This is a genomic window from Pseudomonas sp. SbOxS1, from assembly GCF_013416725.1.
GTDB lineage: Bacteria > Pseudomonadota > Gammaproteobacteria > Pseudomonadales > Pseudomonadaceae > Aquipseudomonas.
The window spans coordinates 181,520-205,449 of the sequence record NZ_JAAVXC010000015.1 but is presented as its reverse complement, the minus strand read 5'-3'; the positions used below and the strand labels follow the sequence as shown (position 1 = coordinate 205,449).

25 protein-coding genes are annotated in these 23,930 nt (G+C 59.3%); 12 read left to right on the top strand and 13 right to left on the bottom strand.

Features of this window, described 5'->3' with window-relative positions; all coding sequences use genetic code 11:
* Positions 1 to 9: 9 nt before the first annotated feature.
* Positions 10 to 2,076 (bottom strand): carbon starvation CstA family protein, encoded by a 2,067-nt coding sequence (locus HFK74_RS17450; RefSeq protein WP_180204532.1) that lies wholly within the window; start codon positions 2,074 to 2,076, stop codon positions 10 to 12.
* A gap of 159 nt (positions 2,077 to 2,235) precedes the next feature.
* Between HFK74_RS17450 and HFK74_RS17445 the strand changes: the two genes are divergently transcribed.
* Positions 2,236 to 2,604 (top strand): PilZ domain-containing protein, encoded by a 369-nt coding sequence (locus tag HFK74_RS17445; RefSeq protein WP_180204531.1) that lies wholly within the window; start codon positions 2,236 to 2,238, stop codon positions 2,602 to 2,604.
* Between the two features lie 133 nt (positions 2,605 to 2,737).
* Here HFK74_RS17445 and radA read toward each other — a convergent pair whose 3' ends face one another.
* Positions 2,738 to 4,105, bottom strand: coding sequence for a DNA repair protein RadA (radA, locus tag HFK74_RS17440; protein ID WP_180204530.1), 1,368 nt, complete (start codon positions 4,103 to 4,105; stop codon positions 2,738 to 2,740).
* Between the two features lie 613 nt (positions 4,106 to 4,718).
* Here radA and mscL point away from each other — a divergent pair.
* Positions 4,719 to 5,132, top strand: a complete 414-nt coding sequence (gene mscL / locus HFK74_RS17435; RefSeq protein WP_180204529.1) for a large-conductance mechanosensitive channel protein MscL — start codon at positions 4,719 to 4,721, stop codon at positions 5,130 to 5,132.
* A gap of 32 nt (positions 5,133 to 5,164) precedes the next feature.
* Here mscL and HFK74_RS17430 read toward each other — a convergent pair whose 3' ends face one another.
* Complete coding sequence (locus HFK74_RS17430) at positions 5,165 to 5,941, bottom strand: ferredoxin--NADP reductase (protein ID WP_180204528.1); 777 nt, start codon at positions 5,939 to 5,941, stop codon at positions 5,165 to 5,167.
* A 341-nt stretch (positions 5,942 to 6,282) separates the two neighbouring features.
* Between HFK74_RS17430 and HFK74_RS17425 the strand changes: the two genes are divergently transcribed.
* Both HFK74_RS17425 and HFK74_RS17420 read left to right on the top strand, forming a co-directional pair.
* Positions 6,283 to 7,017, top strand: a complete 735-nt coding sequence (locus HFK74_RS17425; protein WP_180204527.1) for a LuxR family transcriptional regulator — start codon at positions 6,283 to 6,285, stop codon at positions 7,015 to 7,017.
* Positions 7,018 to 7,182: 165 nt separating this feature from the next.
* A complete protein-coding gene (locus HFK74_RS17420) occupies positions 7,183 to 8,307 on the top strand; it encodes a methyltransferase (RefSeq protein ID WP_180204526.1) in 1,125 nt (374 codons plus the stop codon).
* A gap of 75 nt (positions 8,308 to 8,382) precedes the next feature.
* On the opposite strand, the gene HFK74_RS17415 is transcribed toward HFK74_RS17420, so the two are convergent.
* From HFK74_RS17415 to HFK74_RS17405, 3 genes are all read right to left on the bottom strand, one after another.
* On the bottom strand, positions 8,383 to 8,550 hold the full coding sequence (locus HFK74_RS17415; protein WP_081504875.1) for a DUF2474 domain-containing protein: 168 nt from the start codon (positions 8,548 to 8,550) through the stop codon (positions 8,383 to 8,385).
* Between the two features lie 81 nt (positions 8,551 to 8,631).
* The gene (gene cydB / locus HFK74_RS17410; protein WP_008066100.1) at positions 8,632 to 9,639 is read right to left on the bottom strand and encodes a cytochrome d ubiquinol oxidase subunit II; all 1,008 of its coding nucleotides are present in this window, start codon (positions 9,637 to 9,639) and stop codon (positions 8,632 to 8,634) included.
* A 3-nt stretch (positions 9,640 to 9,642) separates the two neighbouring features.
* On the bottom strand, positions 9,643 to 11,079 hold the full coding sequence (locus HFK74_RS17405) for a cytochrome ubiquinol oxidase subunit I (protein ID WP_180204525.1): 1,437 nt from the start codon (positions 11,077 to 11,079) through the stop codon (positions 9,643 to 9,645).
* A gap of 401 nt (positions 11,080 to 11,480) precedes the next feature.
* On the opposite strand from HFK74_RS17405, the gene HFK74_RS17400 reads away from it, so the two are divergent.
* The 3 genes from HFK74_RS17400 (at position 11,481) to HFK74_RS17390 (ending at position 13,383) form a co-directional block, all read left to right on the top strand.
* Entirely contained in the window at positions 11,481 to 12,719 is a 1,239-nt protein-coding gene (locus tag HFK74_RS17400; RefSeq protein WP_008066098.1) for an MFS transporter, read from the top strand.
* Between the two features lie 84 nt (positions 12,720 to 12,803).
* Positions 12,804 to 13,082 carry a type II toxin-antitoxin system RelE/ParE family toxin gene (locus tag HFK74_RS17395; protein WP_180204524.1) on the top strand — a complete coding sequence of 93 codons (279 nt, stop codon included), beginning with the start codon at positions 12,804 to 12,806 and terminating at the stop codon, positions 13,080 to 13,082.
* Between the two features lie 13 nt (positions 13,083 to 13,095).
* Positions 13,096 to 13,383, top strand: coding sequence for a HigA family addiction module antitoxin (locus tag HFK74_RS17390; RefSeq protein ID WP_180204523.1), 288 nt, complete (start codon positions 13,096 to 13,098; stop codon positions 13,381 to 13,383).
* A gap of 6 nt (positions 13,384 to 13,389) precedes the next feature.
* Here HFK74_RS17390 and HFK74_RS17385 read toward each other — a convergent pair whose 3' ends face one another.
* Both HFK74_RS17385 and HFK74_RS17380 read right to left on the bottom strand, forming a co-directional pair.
* The gene (locus HFK74_RS17385; RefSeq protein ID WP_008066096.1) at positions 13,390 to 13,941 is read right to left on the bottom strand and encodes a DJ-1 family glyoxalase III; all 552 of its coding nucleotides are present in this window, start codon (positions 13,939 to 13,941) and stop codon (positions 13,390 to 13,392) included.
* Positions 13,942 to 14,009: 68 nt separating this feature from the next.
* Entirely contained in the window at positions 14,010 to 14,459 is a 450-nt protein-coding gene (locus tag HFK74_RS17380; RefSeq protein WP_180204522.1) for a DUF4879 domain-containing protein, read from the bottom strand.
* 220 nt (positions 14,460 to 14,679) lie between these two features.
* On the opposite strand from HFK74_RS17380, the gene HFK74_RS17375 reads away from it, so the two are divergent.
* Complete coding sequence (locus HFK74_RS17375) at positions 14,680 to 15,975, top strand: NCS2 family permease (RefSeq protein WP_008066092.1); 1,296 nt, start codon at positions 14,680 to 14,682, stop codon at positions 15,973 to 15,975.
* Positions 15,972 to 17,051: a tRNA (uridine(54)-C5)-methyltransferase TrmA gene (trmA, locus tag HFK74_RS17370; protein WP_180204521.1), complete on the top strand. Its 1,080-nt coding sequence runs from the start codon at positions 15,972 to 15,974 to the stop codon at positions 17,049 to 17,051. The genes HFK74_RS17375 and trmA overlap by 4 nt, the downstream gene beginning before the upstream one ends.
* Positions 17,052 to 17,105: 54 nt before the next feature.
* Here trmA and HFK74_RS17365 read toward each other — a convergent pair whose 3' ends face one another.
* The 3 genes from HFK74_RS17365 to HFK74_RS17355 all read right to left on the bottom strand — a co-directional run bounded on the left by HFK74_RS17365 (position 17,106) and on the right by HFK74_RS17355 (position 18,395).
* Positions 17,106 to 17,552: a DUF2442 domain-containing protein gene (locus HFK74_RS17365; RefSeq protein ID WP_180204520.1), complete on the bottom strand. Its 447-nt coding sequence runs from the start codon at positions 17,550 to 17,552 to the stop codon at positions 17,106 to 17,108.
* Positions 17,549 to 17,977: a DUF4160 domain-containing protein gene (locus HFK74_RS17360; protein ID WP_180204519.1), complete on the bottom strand. Its 429-nt coding sequence runs from the start codon at positions 17,975 to 17,977 to the stop codon at positions 17,549 to 17,551. Before HFK74_RS17360 ends, HFK74_RS17365 begins: the two co-directional genes overlap by 4 nt.
* 211 nt (positions 17,978 to 18,188) lie before the next feature.
* Positions 18,189 to 18,395, bottom strand: coding sequence for a 4-oxalocrotonate tautomerase family protein (locus HFK74_RS17355; protein WP_008066080.1), 207 nt, complete (start codon positions 18,393 to 18,395; stop codon positions 18,189 to 18,191).
* Between the two features lie 105 nt (positions 18,396 to 18,500).
* Here HFK74_RS17355 and HFK74_RS17350 point away from each other — a divergent pair, with 105 nt between their 5' ends.
* The 3 genes from HFK74_RS17350 (at position 18,501) to HFK74_RS17340 (ending at position 20,916) form a co-directional block, all read left to right on the top strand.
* Positions 18,501 to 19,412, top strand: a complete 912-nt coding sequence (locus tag HFK74_RS17350; RefSeq protein ID WP_180204518.1) for a LysR family transcriptional regulator — start codon at positions 18,501 to 18,503, stop codon at positions 19,410 to 19,412.
* A 203-nt stretch (positions 19,413 to 19,615) separates the two neighbouring features.
* Complete coding sequence (gene aroQ, locus HFK74_RS17345; RefSeq protein ID WP_180204517.1) at positions 19,616 to 20,065, top strand: type II 3-dehydroquinate dehydratase; 450 nt, start codon at positions 19,616 to 19,618, stop codon at positions 20,063 to 20,065.
* Positions 20,062 to 20,916 carry a shikimate dehydrogenase gene (locus HFK74_RS17340; RefSeq protein ID WP_180204516.1) on the top strand — a complete coding sequence of 285 codons (855 nt, stop codon included), beginning with the start codon at positions 20,062 to 20,064 and terminating at the stop codon, positions 20,914 to 20,916. Before aroQ ends, HFK74_RS17340 begins: the two co-directional genes overlap by 4 nt.
* A 60-nt stretch (positions 20,917 to 20,976) precedes the next feature.
* On the opposite strand, the gene HFK74_RS17335 is transcribed toward HFK74_RS17340, so the two are convergent.
* Positions 20,977 to 21,654: a TetR family transcriptional regulator gene (locus HFK74_RS17335; RefSeq protein ID WP_180204515.1), complete on the bottom strand. Its 678-nt coding sequence runs from the start codon at positions 21,652 to 21,654 to the stop codon at positions 20,977 to 20,979.
* A gap of 102 nt (positions 21,655 to 21,756) precedes the next feature.
* The gene (gene quiC, locus HFK74_RS17330; RefSeq protein WP_008066075.1) at positions 21,757 to 23,658 is read right to left on the bottom strand and encodes a 3-dehydroshikimate dehydratase QuiC; all 1,902 of its coding nucleotides are present in this window, start codon (positions 23,656 to 23,658) and stop codon (positions 21,757 to 21,759) included.
* Between the last annotated feature and the right edge of the window lie 272 nt (positions 23,659 to 23,930).

Genomic DNA, 23,930 nt, shown 5'->3' with positions numbered 1-23,930 from the left:
ATCCTCTGGTTACGCATCCGGCAGCGCCTGGAAGGGCGATTCTTTATCCGTGCGCTCTTTTTTGCCCCAGGCGGCAATACCGACCTTGAGCGCGTAGAACAGGATGCTAAACACCACGAACAGGAACAGCGCGGTCAGCGTAGCGTTGGTGTAGGCGTTGAAGATCACGTGCTGCATTTGCGTGATGTCCTTGGCCGGGGCGAGGATCTGACCGTTGGCCAGGGCATCGCTGTATTTTTTCGCCAGCGACAGGAAGCCAATGGCCGGGTTGGCGTCGAACAGCTTGATGAAGCCGGCGGTGGTGGTGCAGATCAGCAGCCACACGGCAGGCAGCATGGTGACCCAGACATAACGCTGGCGTTTCATCTTGATCAGCACCACCGTGCCGAGCATCAGCGCGATACCGGCCAGCATCTGGTTGGAGATACCGAACAGCGGCCACAGGGTGTTGATGCCACCCAGCGGATCGATCACGCCCTGATACAGCAACCAGCCCCACATGGCCACGCAACCGGCGGTGGCGAGGAAGTTGGCAGCCCAGGACTCGGTACGTTTCAGCGCCGGCACGAAGGAGCCGAGCAAGTCCTGCAGCATGAAACGCCCGGCACGGGTACCGGCGTCCACTGCGGTCAGGATGAACAGTGCTTCGAACAGGATCGCGAAGTGGTACCAGAACGCCATGGTGTTTTCACCCGGCAGCACACTGTGCAGGATCTGCGCGATACCTACGGCCAGGGTCGGCGCACCGCCGGCACGGGCCAGGATGGTGGTTTCACCGATATCGTGAGCCACCGCTTGCAGCGCTTCAGGGGTAATCGCAAAGCCCCAGTTGCTGACCGCGGTCGCCACCGCCACCACATCACCGCCGACCACGGCGGCCGGGCTGTTCATCGCGAAGTAAACGCCTGGCTCGATCACCGAGGCCGCCACCATGGCCATGATCGCCACGAAGGACTCCATCAGCATGCCGCCGTAGCCGATGTAACGGGCGTTGACTTCGTTATCGAGCAGCTTCGGCGTGGTGCCGGAAGAAATCAGTGCATGGAAACCGGACACCGCGCCACAGGCGATGGTGATGAACAGGAACGGGAACAGACCGCCCTTCCACACCGGGCCCGTGCCGTCGACGAATTGGGTCAGGGCCGGCATTTTCAGCTCAGGCATGGTGATAAGGATGCCGATCGCCAGGGCCACGATGGTGCCGATTTTCAGGAAGGTGGAGAGGTAATCACGCGGTGCCAGGATCAGCCACACTGGCAACGAGGCTGCCACGAAACCGTAACCAATCAGCATCCAGGTAATTTGCACGCCAGTGAAGGTAAAGGCCTTGGCCCAAACCGGATCAGCGGCAATCTGCCCGCCGAGCCAGATCGACCCCAGCAGCAGCAGTACGCCGATCACCGAAATTTCACCGATGCGACCCGGGCGGATGTAGCGCATGTAGATGCCCATGAACATCGCGATCGGGATGGTCGCCATCACCGTGAAGATCCCCCACGGGCTCTCGGCCAGGGCCTTCACCACGATCAGCGCCAGCACGGCCAGGATGATGATCATGATCAGGAAGCAGCCAAACAGCGCGATGGTGCCGGGAATGCGGCCCATTTCCTCACGGACCATGTCGCCCAGAGAGCGGCCGTTGCGGCGGGTGGACATGAACAGGACCATGAAGTCCTGCACCGCACCGGCCAGCACCACCCCGGCAATCAGCCACAGCGTGCCGGGCAGGTAGCCCATCTGCGCCGCCAGGACCGGGCCGACCAGTGGCCCCGCGCCAGCGATAGCCGCGAAATGGTGACCGAAGAGGATATGCTTGTTGGTCGGGACATAATCCAGACCGTCATTGTTGAGCACCGCGGGGGTAGCCCGTCGCGCATCGAGTTGCATGACATTATTGGCGATGAACAGACTGTAGTAACGATACGCCACCAGATAGATGGCCACGGCAGCGACCACAATCCACAAAGCGTTGATCGCCTCACCTCGGCGCAGTGCCACTACGCCCAGGGCGCACGCCCCAACGATTGCCAGCAACAGCCAGGGTAAGTGGCGTAGCGGGCTATTATTATTTTTCATTTTATTATTCCAGCCAGAGTGGACAAGAAAGACAGCCACCTCGAGTTTAGCTCGCCTGACAGCAAAGGCCATACCCGACATTGGTCTAGACACCTGGCGGCGCTGGCAGCCTTTTGCAATGCCAGTCTATAGTCAGCGTACATTTCCGAGGACCGTGCCATGAGCGAGCACCCTGCCGAACGTCGCCGCTTCAAACGTATTGCGTTCGATGCCAGAACCGAACTGGGCCAGGGAGAGTTCCTCTGGCCGGTGAAGCTGATCGATCTGTCGCTCAAGGGCTTGCTGATCGAGCGACCGGAACCGTGGCTTGGCAACTCGCAGCAGGATTTTTTTGTCGACATCCATCTGAGCGACGAAATCGACATCGCAATGGATGTGCAGTTGACCCATGAAGACCATGGACAATTGGGTTTCGTGTGCAGGCATATCAGCCTGGAGTCCATTGAGCGCCTGCGCCGGCTGATTGAATTCAATCTGGGTGATCCACAGGAGCTTGAGCGGGAATTGGGTGCCCTGATCGAAGTCTGAATCCCCCCCTGTAGGAGCGAGCCTGCTCGCGATGGACTCGAGAACGCTGTGGAGTGTCAGGCTCCCAGCGTTTTCGTTGACGACCATCGTCGGAACGCCGCCCGGAGCAGGCTCGCTCCTACAAGGATTTGCGTTATTCGAAGAGAGCGTCGAGGGCCTGTTCCAGGCGGGTGACAGCGATGATCTGCAAACCCGGCGGCGCCTCTTTCGGTGCATTGCCCTTGGGCACGATGGCACGTTTGAAACCATGCTTGGCCGCTTCCTTCAGGCGCTCCTGACCGCTTGGCACCGGTCGCACTTCGCCGGACAGACCGACCTCGCCGAACACCAGCAGATCATGGGGCAGCGGCCGATTACGCAAACTGGACATGACGGCTGCCATCAAAGCCAGGTCAGAGGCCGTTTCCAGTACCTTCACCCCACCGACCACGTTGAGAAACACGTCCTGATCGTGGGTGGGTATACCGCCGTGCCGGTGCAGGACGGCCAACAACATTGCCAGCCGGTTCTGATCCAGGCCCAGGGTTACCCGGCGCGGATTGGCCAGATGACTGTCATCCACCAGCGCCTGGACCTCCACCAGCATCGGCCGCGTGCCTTCCCATGTCGCCATGACCACGCTGCCCGGGACTTCTTCCTGGGCACGGGTCAGAAAAATTGCCGAAGGATTGGAGACTTCTTTGAGGCCCTTGTCGGTCATCCCGAACACGCCCAGTTCGTTGACCGCACCGAAACGGTTTTTTACCGCCCGCAACAGGCGCAGGCGCCCATCCGATTCGCCTTCAAAATACAGCACGGTGTCGACCATGTGCTCCAGCACTCGAGGCCCTGCCAGGGCGCCCTCCTTGGTCACGTGCCCCACCAGGAAAATCGCGGTGCCACTCTGCTTGGCGTAACGCACCAGCAGTGCCGCACTTTCGCGAACCTGAGACACACCGCCCGGTGCCGATTGCAGTTGCTCGGTGAAAATCGTCTGGATCGAGTCGATGACCATGACCCGGGGCTTTTCCAGCCGGGCGGTAGCAATGATGGTTTCAATGCAGGTTTCGGTCATGACCCGCAGCTGATCCTGTGGCAGTCCCAGGCGTCGGGCTCGCATGGCCACCTGCTGTTGCGACTCTTCACCCGTGACATACAGCGCCGGCATGCTCTTGGCGAGATTGCACAAGGTTTGCAACAGAATGGTGGACTTGCCGATGCCGGGATCACCGCCGATCAGCACCACCGAGCCATCCACCAAGCCCCCCCCCAGCACCCGGTCGAGCTCACTGGAAGCGGTGGAGAAACGCGGGACTTCCTCGACACTGACTTCAGCCAGGGTCTTGATTTGCGCCTGCTGGCCGGTCCAGCCGGTGCGACCGCTGGGCGCCGCTGCCCCGCCACTTTCCACCATGGTTTCGGTGAGGGTGTTCCAGGCGCCGCATTCGCCACATTGCCCGGCCCATTTGGGAAAGGTTGAGCCGCACTCGGTGCAGCCGTACATGCGCTTGGCCTTGGCCATCTGAACTCCCGGCAAAAAAACGCGATGATAGCTCAGGTCAGCTGCCTGGGTCCGTTGCGATTGATGTCCGGCAATCTCAAATGGATAGTTACATCTGAATACTTCAAATCTTGTTCGACAGAACTCAAACACACACCTATAAACAACAGGCACAACATTTAAACAAATCACGAATTACTTATACACACCCACCCAAAACTTCTGACCCCCCCAACAATCACAGAGAAAAATCTGTACAAACATTAACCATGAACTTTCAAGATGTACAACAATTACACCTTGAAAAACGCCATGCGAATATAACTACTTGCCTCGACGCCGATCGAGCTGGTTATAAAATGGACACGCCGATCTAAAAACCAAGACACCCAGCTGAAAGGCGTCGAAAAATTCAAATCACACATTACAACCCATTGCCGACCACTCGCCAGATTGCCAGGCGCCGAGAGGCCAGTTGCAAAACAATGTCCCATGGAGAAGTGGCATTTTGTAAACTTTTTGCCACAGGTTCGGTCCTTTGCAGGCGGACCCCGCACGCAGTCGTTTCGAGCAGGATGCGATTTGCTGAATTACACTGCGTTCACCAACCTCATCTGTAACAAGGAAATGACCTATGGGCGTGTTAAACGAGTTCAAGGCCTTCGCGGTCAAAGGCAATGTGATCGACATGGCCGTCGGTATCATCATCGGCGCGGCGTTCGGCAAGATCGTGACGTCGTTCGTCGGCGATGTGATCATGCCCCCCATCGGCTTGCTGATCGGTGGCGTGGACTTCAGTGACCTGGCCATTACGCTCAAGGCCGCCCAAGGCGATGTCCCGGCAGTGGTCCTGGCGTACGGTAAGTTCATCCAGACCCTGATTGACTTCGTCATCGTCGCCTTCGCGATCTTCATGGGCGTCAAGGCCATCAACCGGCTCAAGCGCGAAGAAGCCGTCGCCCCCACCCTGCCGCCGGTTCCGACCAAGGAAGAAGAGTTGCTCGGTGAGATTCGCGACCTGCTCAAGGCCCAGAACAACCGCCCCTGAATCAAACGGCGCCCTTAAGGCGCCGTTTTTTTTTACCAGAAGTTCTCCACCGCCACCTGACCGGGCCGCCGGCTGAGGCTCAAGTGCATGTCGCGCTGCTTGAGCAATTTGCGGGTGTCATCAATCATTTGCGGGTTACCGCACAACATCACCCGCGAATGCTCTGGCGTCAGCGCCACGCCGGCCGCCCGCTCCAGTTCGCCGTTTTCAATCAAAGTGGTGATCCGTCCGTTCAGCGCTCCCGGGTGCCGCTCGCGGGTCACTGTGTTGATCAGCTGCAATTTGTGGGCAAATTCCTGCAAGTAATCACGCTGCGCCAAGCCTGCGATCAGTGCCTGATAAGCCAGCTCCCTGGTCTCCCGGACGCTGTACACCAGGATGATTCGCTCGAATTTTTCCCACACCTCGAAGTCCTGCAGGATCGATAGAAACGGCGCCAGACCTGTACCGGTGGATAACAGCCACAGGTCACGCCCGTCGACGAAGCGGTCGAGTGTCAGGTAGCCAAACGCCTGCCGATCGACCAGCAGCGTGTCGCCAACGCCCAGCCGGCTGAGCTCGCTGGTGAATTCGCCGCCGGGTACGACGATGGAAAAGAACTCGAGAAACTCGTCGTAGGGTGAAGACACCATGGAATAGGCGCGCCACACCGTACTGCCGTCTGCCTTGACTACGCCCAACCGGGCGAATTGTCCTGCGCGAAAGCGAAAACCTACGTCCCGCGTAGCGCGCAGGGTGAACAGGTTCGGCGTCAACGGCTGGACGTCGAGCAAGGTTTGACGGGTAAATTTCTCTTCACTGGCGGTCATCGGATGCTCCTTCAACGCATGACCGCAGTGTCTCGCAAAGCGGTTCCCATAAACACCGGCGATTTGTAATGTCTTTAGGAAAACGTTGTTGAATGCATAATATTCCCAAAGACCAAATGCATATTTAACCGTCTGGTTAATACAATAAGGTGCAGGCAATCACATTAACCTCGACATCTAATATATCTTTTGAACTCAACCACATTAGAACCATAAACCTAATTAAGAAATTCAAACAAAACAAAAAAATCTCACCACCATGTATGAAACATCCTACAATCCGTGCGTACTGGACATTGGATCCATACACCCCCAGATGTAATAAACGTGGGAGCTCGAAGATGGAAAGGTGGAAGGAGTCGCAACTCAGAGAGTTAGCCAGCGCAAAGGAGATCGACACTGCTTATCAGGTATCGCTGCGTTTCGCAAAAAATATCGGATATAAATTTTTCGAATTTTCAGCTACTTACCAAACCATATCGGGGCAAGAAAACACGCTGAAACTCAACAATTATCCTGCAAGCTGGAACACCGAGTACGAACAAAAAAAATTCAGTGACATCGACCCAATAGTGGCTCATTGCAATCAAACCATGCTGCCTGTTCTTTGGAGTGAAGAGCTGTTTTCCAAGGTCCCCTCAATGTGGGAGGCGCTTGGCCAGCAAGGAATTCAGCATGGCTGGTCGCAATCGGTGCAGGACGATGATAACGGTCTGTGCAGCATCCTGAGCCTGGCCAGGAGCCATTGTCCAATCAGTGCGTTTGAGCTGTACGAGAATCTCGGCTTTTCCGTCTTTATGGGACGGCATCTGCATGCACTGGCCGCACAATCACTTCCAAGCCCCCCACCCAAAAAATCGGCTGCGGCGCAGTTGTCGCTGCGGGAAATCGCCGTGCTGAAGCTCGCAGCCGATGGCAAGACGGCCTACGAGAGCGCCAGGATTCTCAATCTCAGTGCACGCACCATCAATTTCCATGTGTGCAGTGCGATTGCAAAACTGGGCGTCAACAACAAGATTTCGGCAGTCATTGCCGCGGCCAAGGCCGGTTATCTCAGCAGCGACCCTCTACGCTGATCAAAAAACCTGCGAGTAATCCAAAAGAAAAAAACGTACCATTTGCATCGCCCTTGAGTGATGACGTGTTAAACATCATGCCGCAGTTCACTCGGACGGTCCCGCCCGCAACAACGCCCCAAGGCCGCGGAGCATCCTCGTACACCATTCAGAGCCCCCTGCCCGATGCCCTTGCTCGAAACCCCATTCGCCCAGCTCGACCTGGTCCGCCAGCCCGAACAGCAGAACGAACCGCTGCAAGCCTTTGATGCTGCAGATGAGTACTTGCTCAATCACCTGGCTGAACAGCTGCCCCCGGCGAGTACCCGGGTGCTGGTGCTGAACGACAGTTTTGGCGCGCTGGCCGTCAGCCTGGCAGGGAAGGTCAATGTGACCAGCAGCGGCGATTCGTTCCTGGCCTTGCAGGGGCTGGAAAAGAACCTGGTCCGTAATGGCCAGGCATTTGATGCCGTGCACCACGTACCGGCCAGCGAACCCTTCACGGGTCCGTTCGACCGGGTACTGGTCCGGGTGCCGAAGACACTGGCATTACTGGAAGAACAACTGATCCGCCTGCAAGGCCAATTGACACCCGGCGCCCAGGTGATTGCCGGGGCAATGATCAAGCACCTGCCGCGCGCGGCCGGCGATCTGCTTGAGCGCTATATCGGCCCGGTGCAGGCCTCGCTGGCGGTAAAGAAAGCCCGTCTGCTGATCGCCACGGCTCAAGCCAAGGCCCCCGTCGTGTCGCCCTACCCGACCCGCTATCGACTTGATGAACCAGCGATCGAACTGCTCAATCACGCCAACGTGTTCTGCCGTGAAGGCCTGGACATCGGCACGCGAGCCTTCCTGCCGCACCTGCCGAAGAACCTTGGCAGCGCCAGGGTCGCCGATCTGGGTTGCGGTAACGGCGTGCTGGCCATCGCCAGTGCCCTGCAGAACCCCGAGGCCCGCTACACGCTGGTAGATGAATCCTTCATGGCGGTGCAATCGGCCGCCGAAAACTGGCGCGCCGCGCTGGGTGAACGGGAGGTGATCGTGCGGGCCGGCGATGGTTTGGCCGGACAGGAACCCCAGTCACTGGACGTGGTGCTCTGCAATCCACCGTTTCACCAACAACAGGTCGTCGGCGACTTCCTCGCCTGGCGGATGTTCCAGCAAGCCCGGGAGGCACTGGTGGTGGGCGGTGCGCTGTACATCGTCGGCAACCGTCATTTGGGCTATCACAGCAAGTTGGCGCGGTTGTTCCGCGGGGTCGAGCAAGTGGCGGCCACCCCGAAATTCGTGATCCTCAAGGCGCGCAAGTAACGCGCAAGAAAAACCCTCCAGCTGGAGGGTTTTTTATTTCACGCCCGGAGGCTGCGCGATGGAATGTCGATTGTTTCAGTGAGTGCTCAGGCCTGCGGCGTTCATGAACATCCGCATCAGGCTGGCCACGATGAACAGCGCACCGACGCTGCCAGCCCAGATCATGGCCAACCAGCCGAGCCGCTGCCACAGCGGCTTTTTTTCGGCTTCTTCAATGTCGTGCAGGGAGTGTTTACCGGACATTTCTTAGTACTCCTGGGAAAAATGGCGCCTGTGAAGACGCCATCGCGAGCAAGCTTTGCTCCTTCAGGTTTGATGCGTGCTCTAGTGGTAACCGTCTTCATGGGTAACCTTGCCGCGGAACACGTAATAGCTCCAGAAGGTGTAACCCAGGATGAACGGGATGATGAACAGCGTGCCCACCAGCATGAAGCCCTGGCTCTGCGGCGGCGCGGCAGCGTCCCAGATCGAGATCGACGGCGGCACGATGTTGGGCCACAGGCTGATCCCCAGGCCGCTGTAACCGAGGAAAATCAGCACCAGTGTCAGCAAAAATGGCGTGTAGTGCGCGTTGCGGGCCACGGCGCGGATCAGGCCATAGAGCGTCACCAGTACCAGGATCGGCACGGGCAGGAACCAGAACAGGTTCGGCAAGGTGAACCAGCGGGCGGCGATCTCGGCGTGGGCCAGAGGGGTCCAGATGCTGACGATACCAATCACCGCCAACAACACGAACGCCAAGGGTCGCGCCAGGTCGTGCATCTGTTCCTGCAACTTGCCTTCGGTCTTCATGATCAGCCAGGTACATCCCAGTAGCGCATACGCCACCACCAGCGCCGCACCGCAGAACAGGGTGAAGGGTGTCAGCCAATCCAGCGAGCCACCGGCAAACTGCCGATCGACCACCGGCAAGCCATCAATGAACGCCCCCAGCGCCACGCCCTGGAAGAACGTTGCGGCAATCGAACCACCGATGAACGCCTTGTCCCACAGGTGACGCTTGTCATCCTTGGCCTTGAAGCGGAACTCGAACGCCACGCCGCGGAAAATCAGCCCGATCAGCATGAAAATCAGCGGCAGATACAACGCCGAGAGCACCACCGAATAGGCCAGCGGGAAAGCCCCGAACAATGCCGCACCACCCAGTACCAGCCAGGTTTCGTTGCCGTCCCAGACCGGCGCGACGGTGTTCATCATCACGTCGCGGTCGGTCTTGCCGGGAATGAACGGGAAAAGAATGCCAATACCCAGGTCAAACCCATCCATGACCACGTACATCATGATGCCGAAGATGATGATCACGGCCCAGATCAGCGGAAGATCAATACCCATGATTCAAATCTCCTTGGTCACGATGTGGTCGGCATCGGCATGATCGTCGTCGGCTGCGGAGAGCGGACGTGCCGGCGTGCGTTTCTGCCCGGGACCACCGTCGTTGGTTTCCTTGCCTTCGTCGATCTTCGGCCCCTTGCGCACCAGGCGCATCATGTAGCCGAGGCCGGCACCGAACAGGGCGAAATACACCACGACGAACAGGATCAGGGTGATGCTCATCTGCATCACGCTATGGTTGGAGGACGCGTCCGCCGTGCGCATCAGCCCGTAGACCACCCAGGGCTGACGGCCGATCTCAGTGGTGAACCAGCCCGCCAGAATCGCGATCAGGCCGGACGGCCCCATCCACAACGCCAAGTACAGGAACGGCCGCGAGGTGTAGAGCGTGTCGCGTTTACGCAGCCACAGGCTCCACAGACCGGTGAAGATCATCAGGAAGCCCAGGCCGACCATGATCCGGAAGGACCAGAACACAATGGTCGAATTCGGCCGGTCTTCGGGCGGGAACTCCTTGAGCGCCGGCACCTGCTTGTCCAGCGAGTGGGTCAGGATCAGGCTGCCCAGGTACGGAATCTCGACGGCGAACTTGGTCTTCTCTTCCTTCATGTCCGGCCAGCCGAACAGGATCAGCGGAGTCGCCTCGTCACCATGATTTTCCCAGTGGCCTTCGATCGCGGCGATTTTTGCTGGTTGATGTTCAAGCGTGTTGAGGCCGTGGAAGTCACCGATGACCGCCTGGATCGGCGCGACGATCAGCGCCATCCACATCGCCATGGACAGCATCTTGCGGATTGCCGGATTGTCCTTGCCGCGCAGCAAATGCCAGGCCGCCGAGGAACCGACGAAGAATGCTGTTGCGACGAACGCCGCCGTGGCCATGTGCATCAGGCGATAAGGGAACGACGGGTTGAAGATTACCGCCAGCCAGTCGGTTGGTATGACCTGGCCGTTGACGATTTCGAAGCCCTGCGGGGTCTGCATCCAACTGTTGGAGGCAAGAATCCAGAAGGTCGAGATCAACGTGCCGATGGCGACCATGACGGTGGCGAAGAAGTGCAAGCCGCGCCCGACCTTGTTCCAGCCGAACAACATCACGCCGAGGAAACCGGCTTCAAGGAAGAATGCCGTGAGTACTTCATAGGTCAGCAGCGGCCCGGTTACGGAACCTGCGAAGTCCGAAAAGCGGCTCCAGTTGGTGCCGAACTGATAGGCCATGACCAGTCCGGAGACCACACCCATGCCGAAGTTGACGGCGAAGATCTTCGACCAGAAATGGTAGAGGTCTCGGTAGGTGTCGTTATGGGTTTTCAGCCACAAGCCTTCGAGTACCGCCAGGTAACTCGCCAGGCCGATGGTGATGGCTGGAAACAGGATGTGAAACGAGATAGTGAACGCGAACTGAATTCGGGCGAGATCAAGTGCCTCTAAACCGAACATAAGTCTTCCTCTGTCAGGTAGTACGGCTGCGGGCTGGAAGCCTGCACCCACGGCCCCCACGGATATGGAGTGTGGCGAATCTCTGTTTGTTCTTTTTTTTGCACGCATCACAACGCAGGGAGTCTGGCCAACCGGCCGCCGGATCAATTCCTTTTGTGGGTTTTGATCTGGATCAAGCAACGATGAAAGAGTAGTCCCATTTGCAGGGATGACCCGCGTGGTCGTTTGCCGCGTGACAAGTTGCCTCACGGCTTTAGTCACAGGTTGAAATGAATTCCCGAGGGGCACCGGGCAAACAGTCAGTGAAATCGATGCTTGGCTAACGAAATTTTCTGCCGCGGCAACTTCCTGTTACAGGTTGATGATAGTCTCGCCCTTTCCCTCCCCAGACTTGCCTTCAAATGCCCAGCCAAGAGCCCTTGCTGTTACGTCGCCATCGTCCTTTCATCGCCTTCTGGCTGGCCCGGGTGTTTACCGCCAGCGGCTTCCAGATGCTCACCGTGGCCATCGGCTGGAACCTCTACCAACTGACCGGCAACGTGCTTGACCTGGGCCTGGTCGGGCTCGTGGAGTTCGCTCCGCGCGTGCTGTTCATGCTGCACACCGGGCATGTCGCCGATCGCTATGACCGGCGCAAGGTCGCGGCCATCTGCCAGTCGCTGCAAGCGCTGATCGCCCTGTCGCTGGCGATCGGCAGCGCGACCGACCATGTCACCCGGGAAATGATCTTCATCCTCGCGTTCCTGCTCGGCGCCGCGCGCTCCTTTGAAATGCCGACCACCCAAGCATTGCTCCCGAGCATCGTGCCCAGCGCCCTGTTTCCCCGGGCCGTGGCCGCCGCGCAGTCGGCCCAGCAATCGGCGACCATCGTCGCCCCGGCCCTCGGTGGCTTGCTCTACGCCTTCGGCAGCGTCTGGGTGTATGGCCCGACAGTGATCCTGTACATCATCGCCTGCACGCTGATGCTTAACCTGCCCGCCCGGCAAACGCCCCTGAACAAGGGCAAGGCCACCCTGGACTCACTGTTGGCGGGCATCCGTTTCATTCGCAGTCGCCCGGACATTCTCGGGGCCATTTCCCTCGACCTGTTCGCTGTCCTGCTGGGGGGGGCGACGGCGTTGCTGCCGGTGTTTGCCAAGGACATTCTGCTGACCGGGCCCTGGGGACTGGGCCTGTTGCGGTCGGCACCGGCGGTGGGTGCGCTGCTGATGTCGCTGTTCCTGGCGCGCTTTGCCGTGGAACGCAATGTTGGACGGGTGATGTTCACCGCCGTGGGTGTATTCGGCGTGGCGACGATCGCGTTCGGCCTGTCGACCTCGTTCTGGTTTTCGTTGGCCGTGCTGGTCGTCCTGGGGGCGGCCGACATGATCAGCATGGTGATCCGCGCATCCTTCGTGCAACTGGAAACCCCGGACGAAATGCGCGGCCGGGTGAGCGCCGTGAACGGCCTGTTCATCGGGGCCTCAAACCAATTGGGCGAATTCGAATCCGGCCTGACCGCCCACTGGTTCGGCACCGTGCCGGCGGTGGTCATGGGCGGTATCGGCACGCTGGTGGTCACCGGGACCTGGATCAAACTGTTCCCGACCCTGGCCAACCGCGACCGGATGCATGTGCCGGTGGAAGAGGTGAAGGCCTGAGGCAGCTGCCGATCACAAATTTGCCGACCAGGTGCAATACATAGTTAACGCATAGAGTGTAATGTATCGCCTTACACTTCCCCGATGATCAGATCCTTTCAGCACAAAGGCCTTCGTGGCTTCTATGAAACAGGCTCGACTCGGGGAATTCGCACAGATCATGCGAAACGTCTGGGCCGTATGCTGCAATTCATGGATCGCGCAGCGGTACCCGGCGACCTCGACCTTCCAGGGTGGCGGTTACATCCACTCAAGGGAGAGTTGGCCGAGTACTGGTCACTGACCGTTTCCGGAAACTGGCGGGTCATTTTTCGATTTACCGGATCGGATATCGAACTGGTCGACTATCTGGACTATCACTGACAGGAGGCAGGACATGCCCATGCACAACCCGCCGCACCCTGGCGAAACACTGTTGATGGATGTATTGCCTGAACTGGGCATCAGCGTCGCAGAACTCGCCCGGCACCTTGGGTTTGCGCGCCCGCATCTGTCGCGGGTGCTGCATGGACATGCGCCAGTCAGTCCGGATTTGGCCGTACGGTTGGAGCGCGCAGGGATCGGCAAGGCCCGCATGTGGTTAGGGGTACAGACCGATTATGATCTGTGGCAAGCGGAGCAGCGTGAGCAACCTCCCATCAAACCCATCGCCGCTCACGCCTGACGCCGTCTATACCAACAACTCCCCCGCCACCATCGCCCGCGTGGCTTTGCCGCAGAGCTGTTCCACCAGCGTCAACGCAAATGCCAAGGCACCACCTGAACCCTGGGCGGTGATGCAATTGCCGTCGACCACCACCGGTTGATCGACGAAGTTGCAGCCCGACAGTTGATGGCTGGCCGAAGGCAGGCAAGTCATGCGTCGCTGGCGCAGCACGCCGAAGGTTTGCAGTGCTACCGCGGGCGCTTCGGCAATGCCGGCGAACAGGCGGCCCGCCGCGGCCTGGTCCTTGACCAGTTGTTGCAAGGGTTGGTGGGCAGTCAGGTGTTGCGTGCCTACGGCTCCGCCAGGCAGGACGATCAGATCGAACGGCTGGGCCAGCAAATCCACCAGCATCGCATCGCACGTCAAGCGCGTGCCTCGGGCACAGGTGAGCATGCGCCGCCCCTCGATGCTGGCGACCACCACCTCGACCTTGGCGCGGCGCAATACATCGATCAAGGTCACTGTCTGCAGGTCATCTGCGCCCTCGGCGAGGGTAATCAAGGCTCGAAAGGTCATGGGAACGATCCACGGAATGGTTCTTAAAGCGTAGTCAGCTTTCCTGACGCTTGTTCGGGCCCCTGTCGTTACTTGATGTAAAGCTGGGTCGACATCGTGTTGCCCGGCGCGTTGATCGAAGTGTTGCTGAAGGTGAACGTACCTTCCTGCTTACCCACCAGATTGAAAATGTACAGGTTGCCGACGACCTTGGTCCTTTGCGTGCAGTCGGTCAGGTTGCCGTTGTCGTAGGCGCAGACCGGCGTACGGGTGCCATCCACTTCGAAACCATCCAGCGCGACATGGGGCTGGCTGCGCCCATAGCCCACTTCCAGCACGTAGATCCGGATGTTCGGGCCCGCGTGGTTGCAGCGGGTCTGTGCCTGCCCTTCTTCAATCGTCTCGAAACCACAGCCTGGCGACTCGACCTTGAGCACTTTTACCTGGGTCAAGGGCGGCGCCGATGCCGCCGAGGCGGATTGTGCCGCCAGCGACAACGCCATCAAGACACCGGACATGATCATCAGACGCTTTTTCATCCCGTTACCACCGCGAAAAACCAGCGCGCAGTATGGCCGGTTTGGATTAAACGCAAAACATCGACGACGATCACCGCCATAAGCAGCCATAACCCCACGCTGCTGGTATGATGCGCGGCTTTTTCCGGCCCACTGTAATTTCACAGGCGCGTTCAGCGCTCTGTGCTTTGCTGTTGAGGTCGATACATTCACGGCGCCGGGCGCGCCACGGGGAGCAGACATGCTGGAAAGGCTGTTTCAACTCAAGGCACACAACACCAACGTGCGGACCGAGATTCTGGCGGGCGTCACCACCTTCCTGGCCATGGCCTACATTCTGTTCGTCAACCCGAGCATCCTCGGCGAGACGGGCATGGACAAGGGCGCGGTGTTCGTCGCCACCTGTCTGGCAGCCGCCATCGGCTCCGCGGTCATGGGCCTGATTGCCAACTACCCGATCGCGCTCGCGCCGGGCATGGGCCTGAATGCCTTCTTCACCTACACCGTGGTCCTGCACATGGGCCATACCTGGCAAGTGGCGCTGGGTGCGGTGTTCATCTCGGCCGTGTGCTTCTTCCTGCTGTCGATCTTCCGCATCCGTGAATGGATCATCAACAGTATCCCGCTGCCGTTGCGTTCGGCCATTGCCGCCGGTATCGGCCTGTTCCTGGCGCTGATCGCCCTGCACAACGCCGGCATCGTGGTCAGCAACCCGGCGACCATGGTCGGCCTCGGTGACCTGAAACAACCGGCACCGATTCTCGCGACCCTGGGCTTTGCCCTGATTGTTGCCCTTGAAGCCCTCGCCGTGCGTGGTGCGGTGCTGATCGGTATCCTGGTGGTGACCATTGTGTCCATCCTGATGGGGTTCACTCCGTTCGGCGGCGTGATGTCGATGCCGCCATCGCTGGCCCCGACCTTCCTGCAACTGGACATCAAGGGCGCACTGGACATCGGTCTGGTCAGCGTGATCTTCGCCTTCCTGTTCGTCGACCTGTTCGACAACTCCGGCACCCTGATCGGCGTCGCCAAGCGCGCCGGGCTGATGGGCAAGGACGGCCACATGCCGAAAATGGGCCGCGCGCTGATCGCTGACAGTACCGCCGCAATGGCCGGGTCCCTGCTGGGCACCTCGACCACGACCAGCTACATCGAATCCGCCGCTGGCGTGAGTGCGGGCGGCCGCACCGGCCTGACCGCCATCGTCGTGGCGATCCTGTTCCTGCTCGCGCTGTTCTTCTCGCCGCTGGCCGCCAGCGTGCCTGCGTTCGCCACGGCACCGGCACTGCTGTTCGTCGCCGTACTGATGACATCCGGCCTGGCCGAAATAGACTGGGACGACATCACCGTCGCCGCGCCGGTCGTCATCACCGCGCTGGCCATGCCGTTTACCTATTCCATTGCCAATGGCATCGCTTTTGGTTTCATCGCCTGGACCGCCATCAAACTGATGTCCGGTCGTGGCCGTGAGCTGAATCCGGCGCTGGTAATCCTGTCGATTCTGTTCGTGATCAAGCTCGGTTGGTTCAACGCATGACTTTTGATTCCCAGGCCTACGCCGTCCAGCTCGAAGACAAGGTCACGCGTTTGCGTGACCTGCTGGCGCCATTCGATGCACCGGAGCCGGTCGTCTTCGACTCGCCACTGCAGAATTTCCGCCTGCGCGCCGAGTTCCGCCTGTGGCGCGAAGCCGGCGAGCGCCACTACGCAATGTTTTCCCAGGAAGACAAGCGCACGCCGATCCTGATCGAAGAATTCCCGATCGCCAGCCAACGCATCAACCAGTTGATGCCGCAGCTCAAGGCCGCGTGGCAAGCCAGTGCAGCCCTGAGCCACAAGCTGTTCCAAGTGGAGTTCCTGACCACCCTGGCCGGCGATGCGATGATCACCCTGTGCTACCACCGCCCGCTGGACGAGCACTGGCACACGGCGGCCTCGAAACTGGCGGCCGACCTCAACGTCAGCGTGATTGGCCGGTCGAAGGGCAAGCGCGAAGTCATTGGTCACGATTACGTCGTCGAGAAACTTGAAGTCGGCGGCCGCACCTTCAGCTATCGCCAGCCCGAAGGCGCCTTCACTCAGCCAAACGGCACCGTGAACCAGAAGATGCTCAACTGGGCGTACGACGCGCTGGGTGATCGCGCGGACGATTTGCTCGAACTGTATTGCGGCAATGGCAACTTCACCCTGCCGCTCGCCACCCGCGTGCGCAAAGTGCTGGCGACCGAAATCAGCAAGACCTCGGTCAATGCAGCGCTGAGCAACCTCAGTGAAAACGCTGTGGATAACGTCACCCTGGTGCGCCTGTCCGCCGAAGAACTGACCGAAGCGCTGAACGAAGTGCGCCCGTTCCGCCGCCTGCACGGCATCGACCTCAAGAGCTACGAGTTCGGCAGTGTCTTCGTCGACCCGCCCCGCGCCGGCATGGACCCGGACACCTGCGAGCTGACCCGACGCTTCGACAACATCCTCTACATTTCCTGCAATCCGCAAACCCTGGCGGCTAACATCGCCCAACTGCACGACACCCACCGCATCACCCGATGCGCGATGTTCGACCAGTTCCCGTGGACGCATCACATGGAATCCGGGGTGTTGTTGACCCGCCGGTGATTGCAGAAGCCACAAACAAATCAGCCGTCATCACGACGGCTTTTTTGTGCCTGTTCAAACGACAACGTCGACCTTGCGTGGACGCCCACCTTTCCTGCCATTGGCCCTCGCTGCCTCGGCCTTGGCAGCGCTGCTCTGGCGGCCATTGCGCGAGGCAATCACCGATGCGGCCATGGCCATCAATGGCTTGCTCGCCGAGATCATGCCGGCGAGAGATACATGCAGATCCTTTCCTTCATGGCACAGTGCCGTACCCGCGTAGCCAACGGTCAGGCCTGCGAAATCCTCGACGTCGAAACCATCGAATTCAGGATAATTCACCACGGGCAGCAATACGCCGCTGCCATCTTCGAAGCTTACCGCCAGACAAGGTGCCCGGAAGGCAACTGCCGTCGCGTGCAGGCCTTTGTTACTGCGTAATTTCCCACGCTCAATCGCTTCGTCCAGGCCATGTTCCGTTATCGGGGTGTCTGCCTGGACCTTGGCTTTTACCGTTTTCATAGCTCGATCTCCACAGCTTCCCGTGTACTTATCAGGAATAACCGCGTCGTGTTCGTTTCGGGTTCGTAGCAAGCCGAGCCAATCATGTTGGTGGTGCTGGCAATCCTGTTCACCACAACGACTTCGTTGCTTTGCCAGTCCCACAATTGATTATCAAGGCAGACCGTTTGCAGCTTTCGCCACCAGATGCCACGGGCACGCAGCAAGTGGACCGGTTGCTTGAGCGACTGACGCAGTCCTTCAAGCACCGCCAACGGTGGTCGACGCGAGAGTGGAACAACGTCCCAGAGCTCAACACTGTTGTGCCAGAAGCTGAACTTGAACCGCGCATTCCAGCCTCCTCCATCGACATGCGCATGGGGCGGACAATGCTCGTCACGCAACATGATCACCACCGAGAGCCCTTTGTAGCTGCATACTTTCATGCTAACCCATCCGTTAGGTTATTGAATCGATAGATTCGACATTCCCTGGAAATCCTGACGACCGGTGCCACGCCCGAATCGTCAACACGCCTCTGAGACTAGCGCCCGCTAGCGTCCTGTACCGACAACGCCCCTGGTGAAATCGTAAGCATTGCTTTCACCACGCCCACAAAAAAGCCGTCGTTCAGACGGCTTTTTGTTTTAGCTGTAATCATCCCGGCAGATTTTTTCGATACTCAGTCGTGGTAATCCCCTTATACCCCCAGTTATCGGTATCGACTTCCTCGATCACGATGTGGGTCAGCTCCGGCGGCTTGCCGAGGACGCGTTGCAGGGTCTCGGTGATTTCGGCGATGACCTGGGCTTTCTGCTCACGGGTTACGCCGTCTCGGGTGATGCGTACGCTGACGAAAGGCATGCTGCTTCTCCTGCTCGCTCATTAAGTGAGGCTGACTGTATCTGCGTACGGGCATTTGATAAATACTGATTCTCAGACTTCATTTGATCCCCGGTGTAATCAATCATGCAGCGACAATTCGACGATCTTCAACTGGGCAGCATCGAGCTGTTTTGCCTGGCTGCCGAAGCCGGCAGCTTCACGGCCGCAGCGCTGGTGGCGGGGGTCACGCCGGCCGCGGTGAGCCGCTCGGTGTCGCGCATGGAAGAACGCCTTGGCGTGCGGCTGTTTGCGCGCACCACGCGCAGCGTAAAGCTGACCGACAGTGGTCGGCGTTACTACGAAGAATGCCGCCAGGCATTGGCGCAACTGGTGGAAGCCCAACGCGAAGTCATGGGCCAGCAACAGGTGCCTTCTGGCACCCTGCGCATCAGCATCCCGACCACCTATGCCCACCACCGCATCCTGCCGTTGCTGCCGGCCTTTCGCGCGCGTTTTCCGGCGGTGAAGGTCGAGTCGCACATCAGTAACCGCAACATCGATTTCGTCGGCGAAGGCTATGACATGGCGATTCGCGTGCGCGCGATTCCCGATTCCGGCCTGATCGCCCGGCAGCTGGAAGACGCCGCGCTGGTGATGATTGCCAGCCCTGAATACCTCAAGCATGCCGGTACGCCGCAAACCCTCGACGACCTGCAACAGCACGAATGCATTCAATACGAACTGCCCAGCAGTGGCCGGCGCATTGCCTGGTTGTTCAGCGACAACGGCGTGCAACGGGAGATTCTGGCCGAGGGCAACTTCGTTTGTTCCGACGATGTATTGGGTGGCGTCACCCTGGCGAAGCATGGTGCAGGGTTGTTTCAGACCTATCGATTTATCGTCGAGAAAGAACTGGCCAATGGCTCGCTGGTGGAGGTGCTCAAACCTTTTGGGGGGCGTTCACGGCCGTTTACCTTGCTATATCCGCAAAGTCGCCACATGCCCCTGCGGTTGCGGGCATTCATTGATTTCCTGGTCGAGAATTTGCCTCGTTAAAAGATCGCAGTCTGCGGCAGCGCCTACAGGGAACAGGTTTCAAATGTAGGAGCGGCCATAGGCTGCGATCTTTTCTGTCCGATCACCGCACACAATACGCCCACCAGCGGGCTGTTCAATTGACCATATTAACCATCTGGTACATTTTATCTCCACAGGCTGAAACCTCGGCCAATGCCAAAAATAATACGTGGAGAAAACCAATGTCCCCCATCATTCTGGTGCTCAACGGCCCGAATCTGAACCTGCTTGGCACCCGTGAACCGGCGACCTACGGCCATGAAACCCTGGCAGATGTTTCCGCGCTGTGCGGCCGAGCCGCCGAAGAGTTCGGCCTGGCGGTGGAATTCCGCCAGACCAACCATGAAGGCGAACTGCTCGACTGGATTCACGCCGCCCGCGGCCGTTGTGCCGGGATCGTGATCAACCCGGCTGCCTGGACGCACACCTCGGTGGCGATCCGCGACGCGCTGGTCGCCAGCGAACTACCGGTGATCGAAGTGCACCTGTCCAACGTTCACGCCCGCGAGCCTTTCCGCCACCACTCTTTCGTCTCGGCCATTGCCACGGCGGTGATGGCCGGTTTCGGCAGCCATGGCTATCGCCTGGCCCTGGAGCATTTCAGTCAACGTCTGAAGGGGCAAGCAGCATGAATCAGAATCAAACGGTATTGGCCGGACTGATCGGCGCCGGCATCCAGGCCTCCCGCACCCCGGCGCTGCACGAGCACGAGGGCGATGCCCAGGGCATGCGTTACCTCTATCGGCTGATCGACCTCGATCAGTTGCAACTCGACAGCAACGCCCTGCCCGACCTGTTGACGGCCGCCGAGCGCATGAATTTCACCGGCCTGAACATTACCTTTCCGTGCAAGCAGGCGATCATCCCGCTGCTCGACGAGTTGTCGCCAGAAGCCCGGGGCATTGGCGCGGTGAACACCGTGGTGCTGAAAGACGGCAAACGCATCGGCCACAACACCGATTGCCTGGGTTTTGCCGAAGGTTTTCGCCGTGGCCTGCAGGGCGTTGCCGTTGAGCGCGTCGTACAAATGGGCGCCGGTGGCGCTGGCGCGGCCGTGGCCCATGCGTTGTTAAGCGAAGGCGTACGCCAACTGAGCATTTTCGATGTGGAAATCAGCCGCGCGCAGAGCCTGGCGGATAATCTCAACCAGCATTTCGGCAGTAACCGCGCGGTGGCCGGCCATGATCTGGCACTGACCCTGGGTGAGGCTGATGGCCTGGTCAACACCACGCCCATGGGCATGAAAAAACTGCCAGGCATGCCGGTGCCGGTTGAGTTGCTTCGGGCTCAATTGTGGGTGGCGGAGATCGTTTACTTCCCGCTGGAAACCGAACTGCTGCGCAATGCCCGTGCGCTGGGTTGCCGGACGCTCGATGGCGGGAACATGGCGGTGTTCCAGGCGGTGAAGGCATTCGAATTGTTCAGCGGCGTGGTGCCGGATGCGCAGCGGATGCTGGAGCACTTTCAGAGCATGAATGGATAGGTTGAAAAAATGCGGGGGGCTGCTTCGCAGCCCAACGGGGATGAATCCCCTCGCCACAGATCAGGCTTGCAGGTAGCGCAAAACCGACTCGCAAATCATCTCCCGATGACGCTGCTTGATGCTTTCGTCCGGCAAGTCGATCTGAAAGATCTCGCCGAAGGTGTGGCGGTTCGACACGCGATAGAAGCAGAACGAACTGATCAGCAAGTGCACGTCCAACGGGTCAAGGCCGGTGCGGAACAGCCCCTGTTCGGCACCGCGACGCAGGATCTCGCCCAGTGAATCGAGGATGGTGTTGTTCATCGCCTTGATCGCATCGGAGCGTTTCACGAATTCAGCGTTGTGAATGTTCTCGATGCTGACGATACGCACGAAATCGACATTGCGATCATGGTGATCGAAGGTGAACTCCACCAACCGCCGAATCGCCTCCACCGGTGCCAGCTCCGCCAGGTGCAGACGGTTTTCGGTGCTGCGGATATCGCCGTAGAGCTTTTCCAGCACCTCGACGTAGAGTTGTTCCTTACTGCCGAAGTAGTAATAGATCATGCGCTTGGACGTGTGGATGCGCTCGGCGATGGCGTCGACTCGAGCCCCGGAAAGCCCTTGCTGAACGAACTCGACAATCGCTTCCTGCAGGATGTTTTCCCGGGTTTTTTCCGGGTTGTTCTTGCGACTCTTGCGCGGCTCGGCAATCGCTTGATCAGGTGCTGCGGAGAGTTCTGAAGTCATTGTCATTGCGGGCTCACGGCCATCACTGCACAGGCTGGCGATTATGAGCCGCGCCGCACAGTGAAGGAAGCCGTGCGGCAGCGGTTTGTCGGCGTCGTTACGATTTTCCTACAACTTTGCCTGACGCAAGGCGCCGCTACGGGATTTGGCCATGGCCGCCAGGCGCACCGCCACGTTGGCCGCACCGTAACCGGCATACCCGTTCTTGCGCTGAATGATCTCGAAGAAGAACCGCCCTTCGAACGGCTCGGTGTACACGTGGAACAGTTCACCGCCCTGGGCATCACGGTCGTACAGCACGTTGTAATAGGCCAGTTCGCTGAGGAATTCGTCATCGAAATCGAAGCGTGCCGCCAGGTCATCGTAGTAGTTGAGCGGAATATCCAGCAGCGGCACGCCCGCCGCTTTGGCGCGACTGACTTCGGCAAAGATGTCGTCGCAATCAAAAGCGATGTGGTGCACGCCGGAGCCGCGATAACTCGACAACGCGTGTGAGATGGCGGTGTTGCGGTTTTCGGAAATATTCAGCGGCAGGCGGATCGAACTGTCACGGCTGCGCAGCGCACGGCTCTTCACCAGACCATAGGGGTCAGGCAGCACCACTTCGTCGTCGGCCTCGAAATCCAGCAGGCTCTTGTAGAACAGCACCCAACTGTCGAGGCTGTCGGCGGGCAGCGCCATGGCCATGTGGTCGATGCGCTTGAGGCCACCGCTGCTCACCGCGGCCGGCTCCAGGTTGAAGTCGGTACCATAGACATCGGCGTCTTGATCGACGAGGTAAATCAGGCTGCCATCCGGCGCGCGCACGGCGGCCAGTTCCAGTTCATTGGGGCCGACCAATCCGCGATACGGCTGGCCTTTGTAGGCCACCGCCCGGGCCAGCGCGCTGGCGCTGTCCTTGACGCGCACGGCAGTGGCGCACAGCGATGGACCATGCGCCTCGAAGAAACTGTGGCCGAAGGAGTAAGGTTCGGAGTTGAGGATCAGGTTGATATCGCCTTGGCGCAGCAGGCTGACGCTCTTGGAGCGATGCTGCCCGGCCTTGACGAAACCGAGCCGCTCCAGCCAATGGGAGAGCTTGGCGCCGAGGCTTTCGTCCACGGCGAATTCGAGAAACTCGATGCCGTTGTATTCGCTGGCCTTCGGGGTCTCGAACAGAATCTCGGGGTTGCCGGCTGGCTTGGCCTCCTGGGCCAGGCGTTCGCGGGTTTTTTCTTCCAGGTACAGCAATGAGCGCAAGCCGTCAGCAGCGTTGGCCCGTGGCGGCGCGGCGCGGAAACCGTCGTTGAAGATCTCCAGCGACAGCGGCCCGGTGTAGCCACTCTTGATGATCGGCGCGAGGAAGCCAGGCAAATCGAATTCGCCCTGGCCCGGGAAGCAACGGAAATGCCGGCTCCACTCGAGCACATCCATGGCCAGGATCGGTGCATCGGCCATTTGCACGAAGAAAATCTTGTCGCCGGGAATCTCGGCGATCGCGCTCGGGTCGCCCTTGAGCGACAGCGTATGGAAGCTGTCGAGCAACACGCCGAGGCTCGGATGATCAGCCTGACGGACAATGTTCCACACCTGTTGCCAAGTGTTCACATGCCGGCCCCAGGCCAGTGCTTCGTAACCGATGCGCAGACCGCGCGCGCCAGCGTGCTCAGCCAGCAGACGCAAATCATCGACTAAAATCTGTTCATCACCGATGGAATCGGCCGAGGCGTTGCTGCACACCAGCACCAGGTCGGTGCCCAGTTCCTGCATCAGGTCGAACTTGCGCTCGGCCCGCTCCAGATTGCGCGACAAGCGGTCACGGCGGCAGCCTTCAAAATCCCGGAACGGTTGAAACAGGGTGATGGCGATTCCGAGATCGGCGCACATCTGTTTAATTTCCCGCGGGCTGCCGTCGTAGTAGAGAAGGTCGTTCTCGAAAATCTCGACGCCATCAAAACCGGCGGCGGCAATGGCTTCGAGTTTTTCCGGCAGGGTACCGCTCAAGGACACGGTGGCAATGGAACGCTGCATTTTTTCGACTCCCGGTGGTGGAGGCAATCTTGTAAGGGGCACTGACAATCCCTGTAGGAGCCCGGCTTGCCGGCGATGGCGATCTCGCGGACGCCATCGCCGGCAAGCCGGGCTCCTACAGGGATCGCGTTTAGCTTTGAGTGAATTATTGGCTGCGCGATCCCACACAGCAATTTAAAGTGTACTACCCAGTTAGTTTTGCGTGCGATTATCGAACACAATGGACTTTAGCGAATTGACGATTTTTTGCTCAATGCGCAACATCAACACCA

Excerpts from the sequence above, each read along its gene's own strand:
- HFK74_RS17450 (WP_180204532.1), bottom strand. The coding sequence starts at position 2,076 with ATGAAAAATAATAATAGCCCGCTACGCCACTTACCCTGGCTGTTGCTG.
- HFK74_RS17445 (WP_180204531.1), top strand. The coding sequence starts at position 2,236 with ATGAGCGAGCACCCTGCCGAACGTCGCCGCTTCAAACGTATTGCGTTC.
- radA (WP_180204530.1), bottom strand. The coding sequence starts at position 4,105 with ATGGCCAAGGCCAAGCGCATGTACGGCTGCACCGAGTGCGGCTCAACC.
- mscL (WP_180204529.1), top strand. The coding sequence starts at position 4,719 with ATGGGCGTGTTAAACGAGTTCAAGGCCTTCGCGGTCAAAGGCAATGTG.
- HFK74_RS17430 (WP_180204528.1), bottom strand. The coding sequence starts at position 5,941 with ATGACCGCCAGTGAAGAGAAATTTACCCGTCAAACCTTGCTCGACGTC.
- HFK74_RS17425 (WP_180204527.1), top strand. The coding sequence starts at position 6,283 with ATGGAAAGGTGGAAGGAGTCGCAACTCAGAGAGTTAGCCAGCGCAAAG.
- HFK74_RS17420 (WP_180204526.1), top strand. The coding sequence starts at position 7,183 with ATGCCCTTGCTCGAAACCCCATTCGCCCAGCTCGACCTGGTCCGCCAG.
- HFK74_RS17415 (WP_081504875.1), bottom strand. The coding sequence starts at position 8,550 with ATGTCCGGTAAACACTCCCTGCACGACATTGAAGAAGCCGAAAAAAAG.
- cydB (WP_008066100.1), bottom strand. The coding sequence starts at position 9,639 with ATGGGTATTGATCTTCCGCTGATCTGGGCCGTGATCATCATCTTCGGC.
- HFK74_RS17405 (WP_180204525.1), bottom strand. The coding sequence starts at position 11,079 with ATGTTCGGTTTAGAGGCACTTGATCTCGCCCGAATTCAGTTCGCGTTC.
- HFK74_RS17400 (WP_008066098.1), top strand. The coding sequence starts at position 11,481 with ATGCCCAGCCAAGAGCCCTTGCTGTTACGTCGCCATCGTCCTTTCATC.
- HFK74_RS17395 (WP_180204524.1), top strand. The coding sequence starts at position 12,804 with ATGATCAGATCCTTTCAGCACAAAGGCCTTCGTGGCTTCTATGAAACA.
- HFK74_RS17390 (WP_180204523.1), top strand. The coding sequence starts at position 13,096 with ATGCCCATGCACAACCCGCCGCACCCTGGCGAAACACTGTTGATGGAT.
- HFK74_RS17385 (WP_008066096.1), bottom strand. The coding sequence starts at position 13,941 with ATGACCTTTCGAGCCTTGATTACCCTCGCCGAGGGCGCAGATGACCTG.
- HFK74_RS17380 (WP_180204522.1), bottom strand. The coding sequence starts at position 14,459 with ATGAAAAAGCGTCTGATGATCATGTCCGGTGTCTTGATGGCGTTGTCG.
- HFK74_RS17375 (WP_008066092.1), top strand. The coding sequence starts at position 14,680 with ATGCTGGAAAGGCTGTTTCAACTCAAGGCACACAACACCAACGTGCGG.
- trmA (WP_180204521.1), top strand. The coding sequence starts at position 15,972 with ATGACTTTTGATTCCCAGGCCTACGCCGTCCAGCTCGAAGACAAGGTC.
- HFK74_RS17365 (WP_180204520.1), bottom strand. The coding sequence starts at position 17,552 with ATGAAAACGGTAAAAGCCAAGGTCCAGGCAGACACCCCGATAACGGAA.
- HFK74_RS17360 (WP_180204519.1), bottom strand. The coding sequence starts at position 17,977 with ATGAAAGTATGCAGCTACAAAGGGCTCTCGGTGGTGATCATGTTGCGT.
- HFK74_RS17355 (WP_008066080.1), bottom strand. The coding sequence starts at position 18,395 with ATGCCTTTCGTCAGCGTACGCATCACCCGAGACGGCGTAACCCGTGAG.
- HFK74_RS17350 (WP_180204518.1), top strand. The coding sequence starts at position 18,501 with ATGCAGCGACAATTCGACGATCTTCAACTGGGCAGCATCGAGCTGTTT.
- aroQ (WP_180204517.1), top strand. The coding sequence starts at position 19,616 with ATGTCCCCCATCATTCTGGTGCTCAACGGCCCGAATCTGAACCTGCTT.
- HFK74_RS17340 (WP_180204516.1), top strand. The coding sequence starts at position 20,062 with ATGAATCAGAATCAAACGGTATTGGCCGGACTGATCGGCGCCGGCATC.
- HFK74_RS17335 (WP_180204515.1), bottom strand. The coding sequence starts at position 21,654 with ATGACAATGACTTCAGAACTCTCCGCAGCACCTGATCAAGCGATTGCC.
- quiC (WP_008066075.1), bottom strand. The coding sequence starts at position 23,658 with ATGCAGCGTTCCATTGCCACCGTGTCCTTGAGCGGTACCCTGCCGGAA.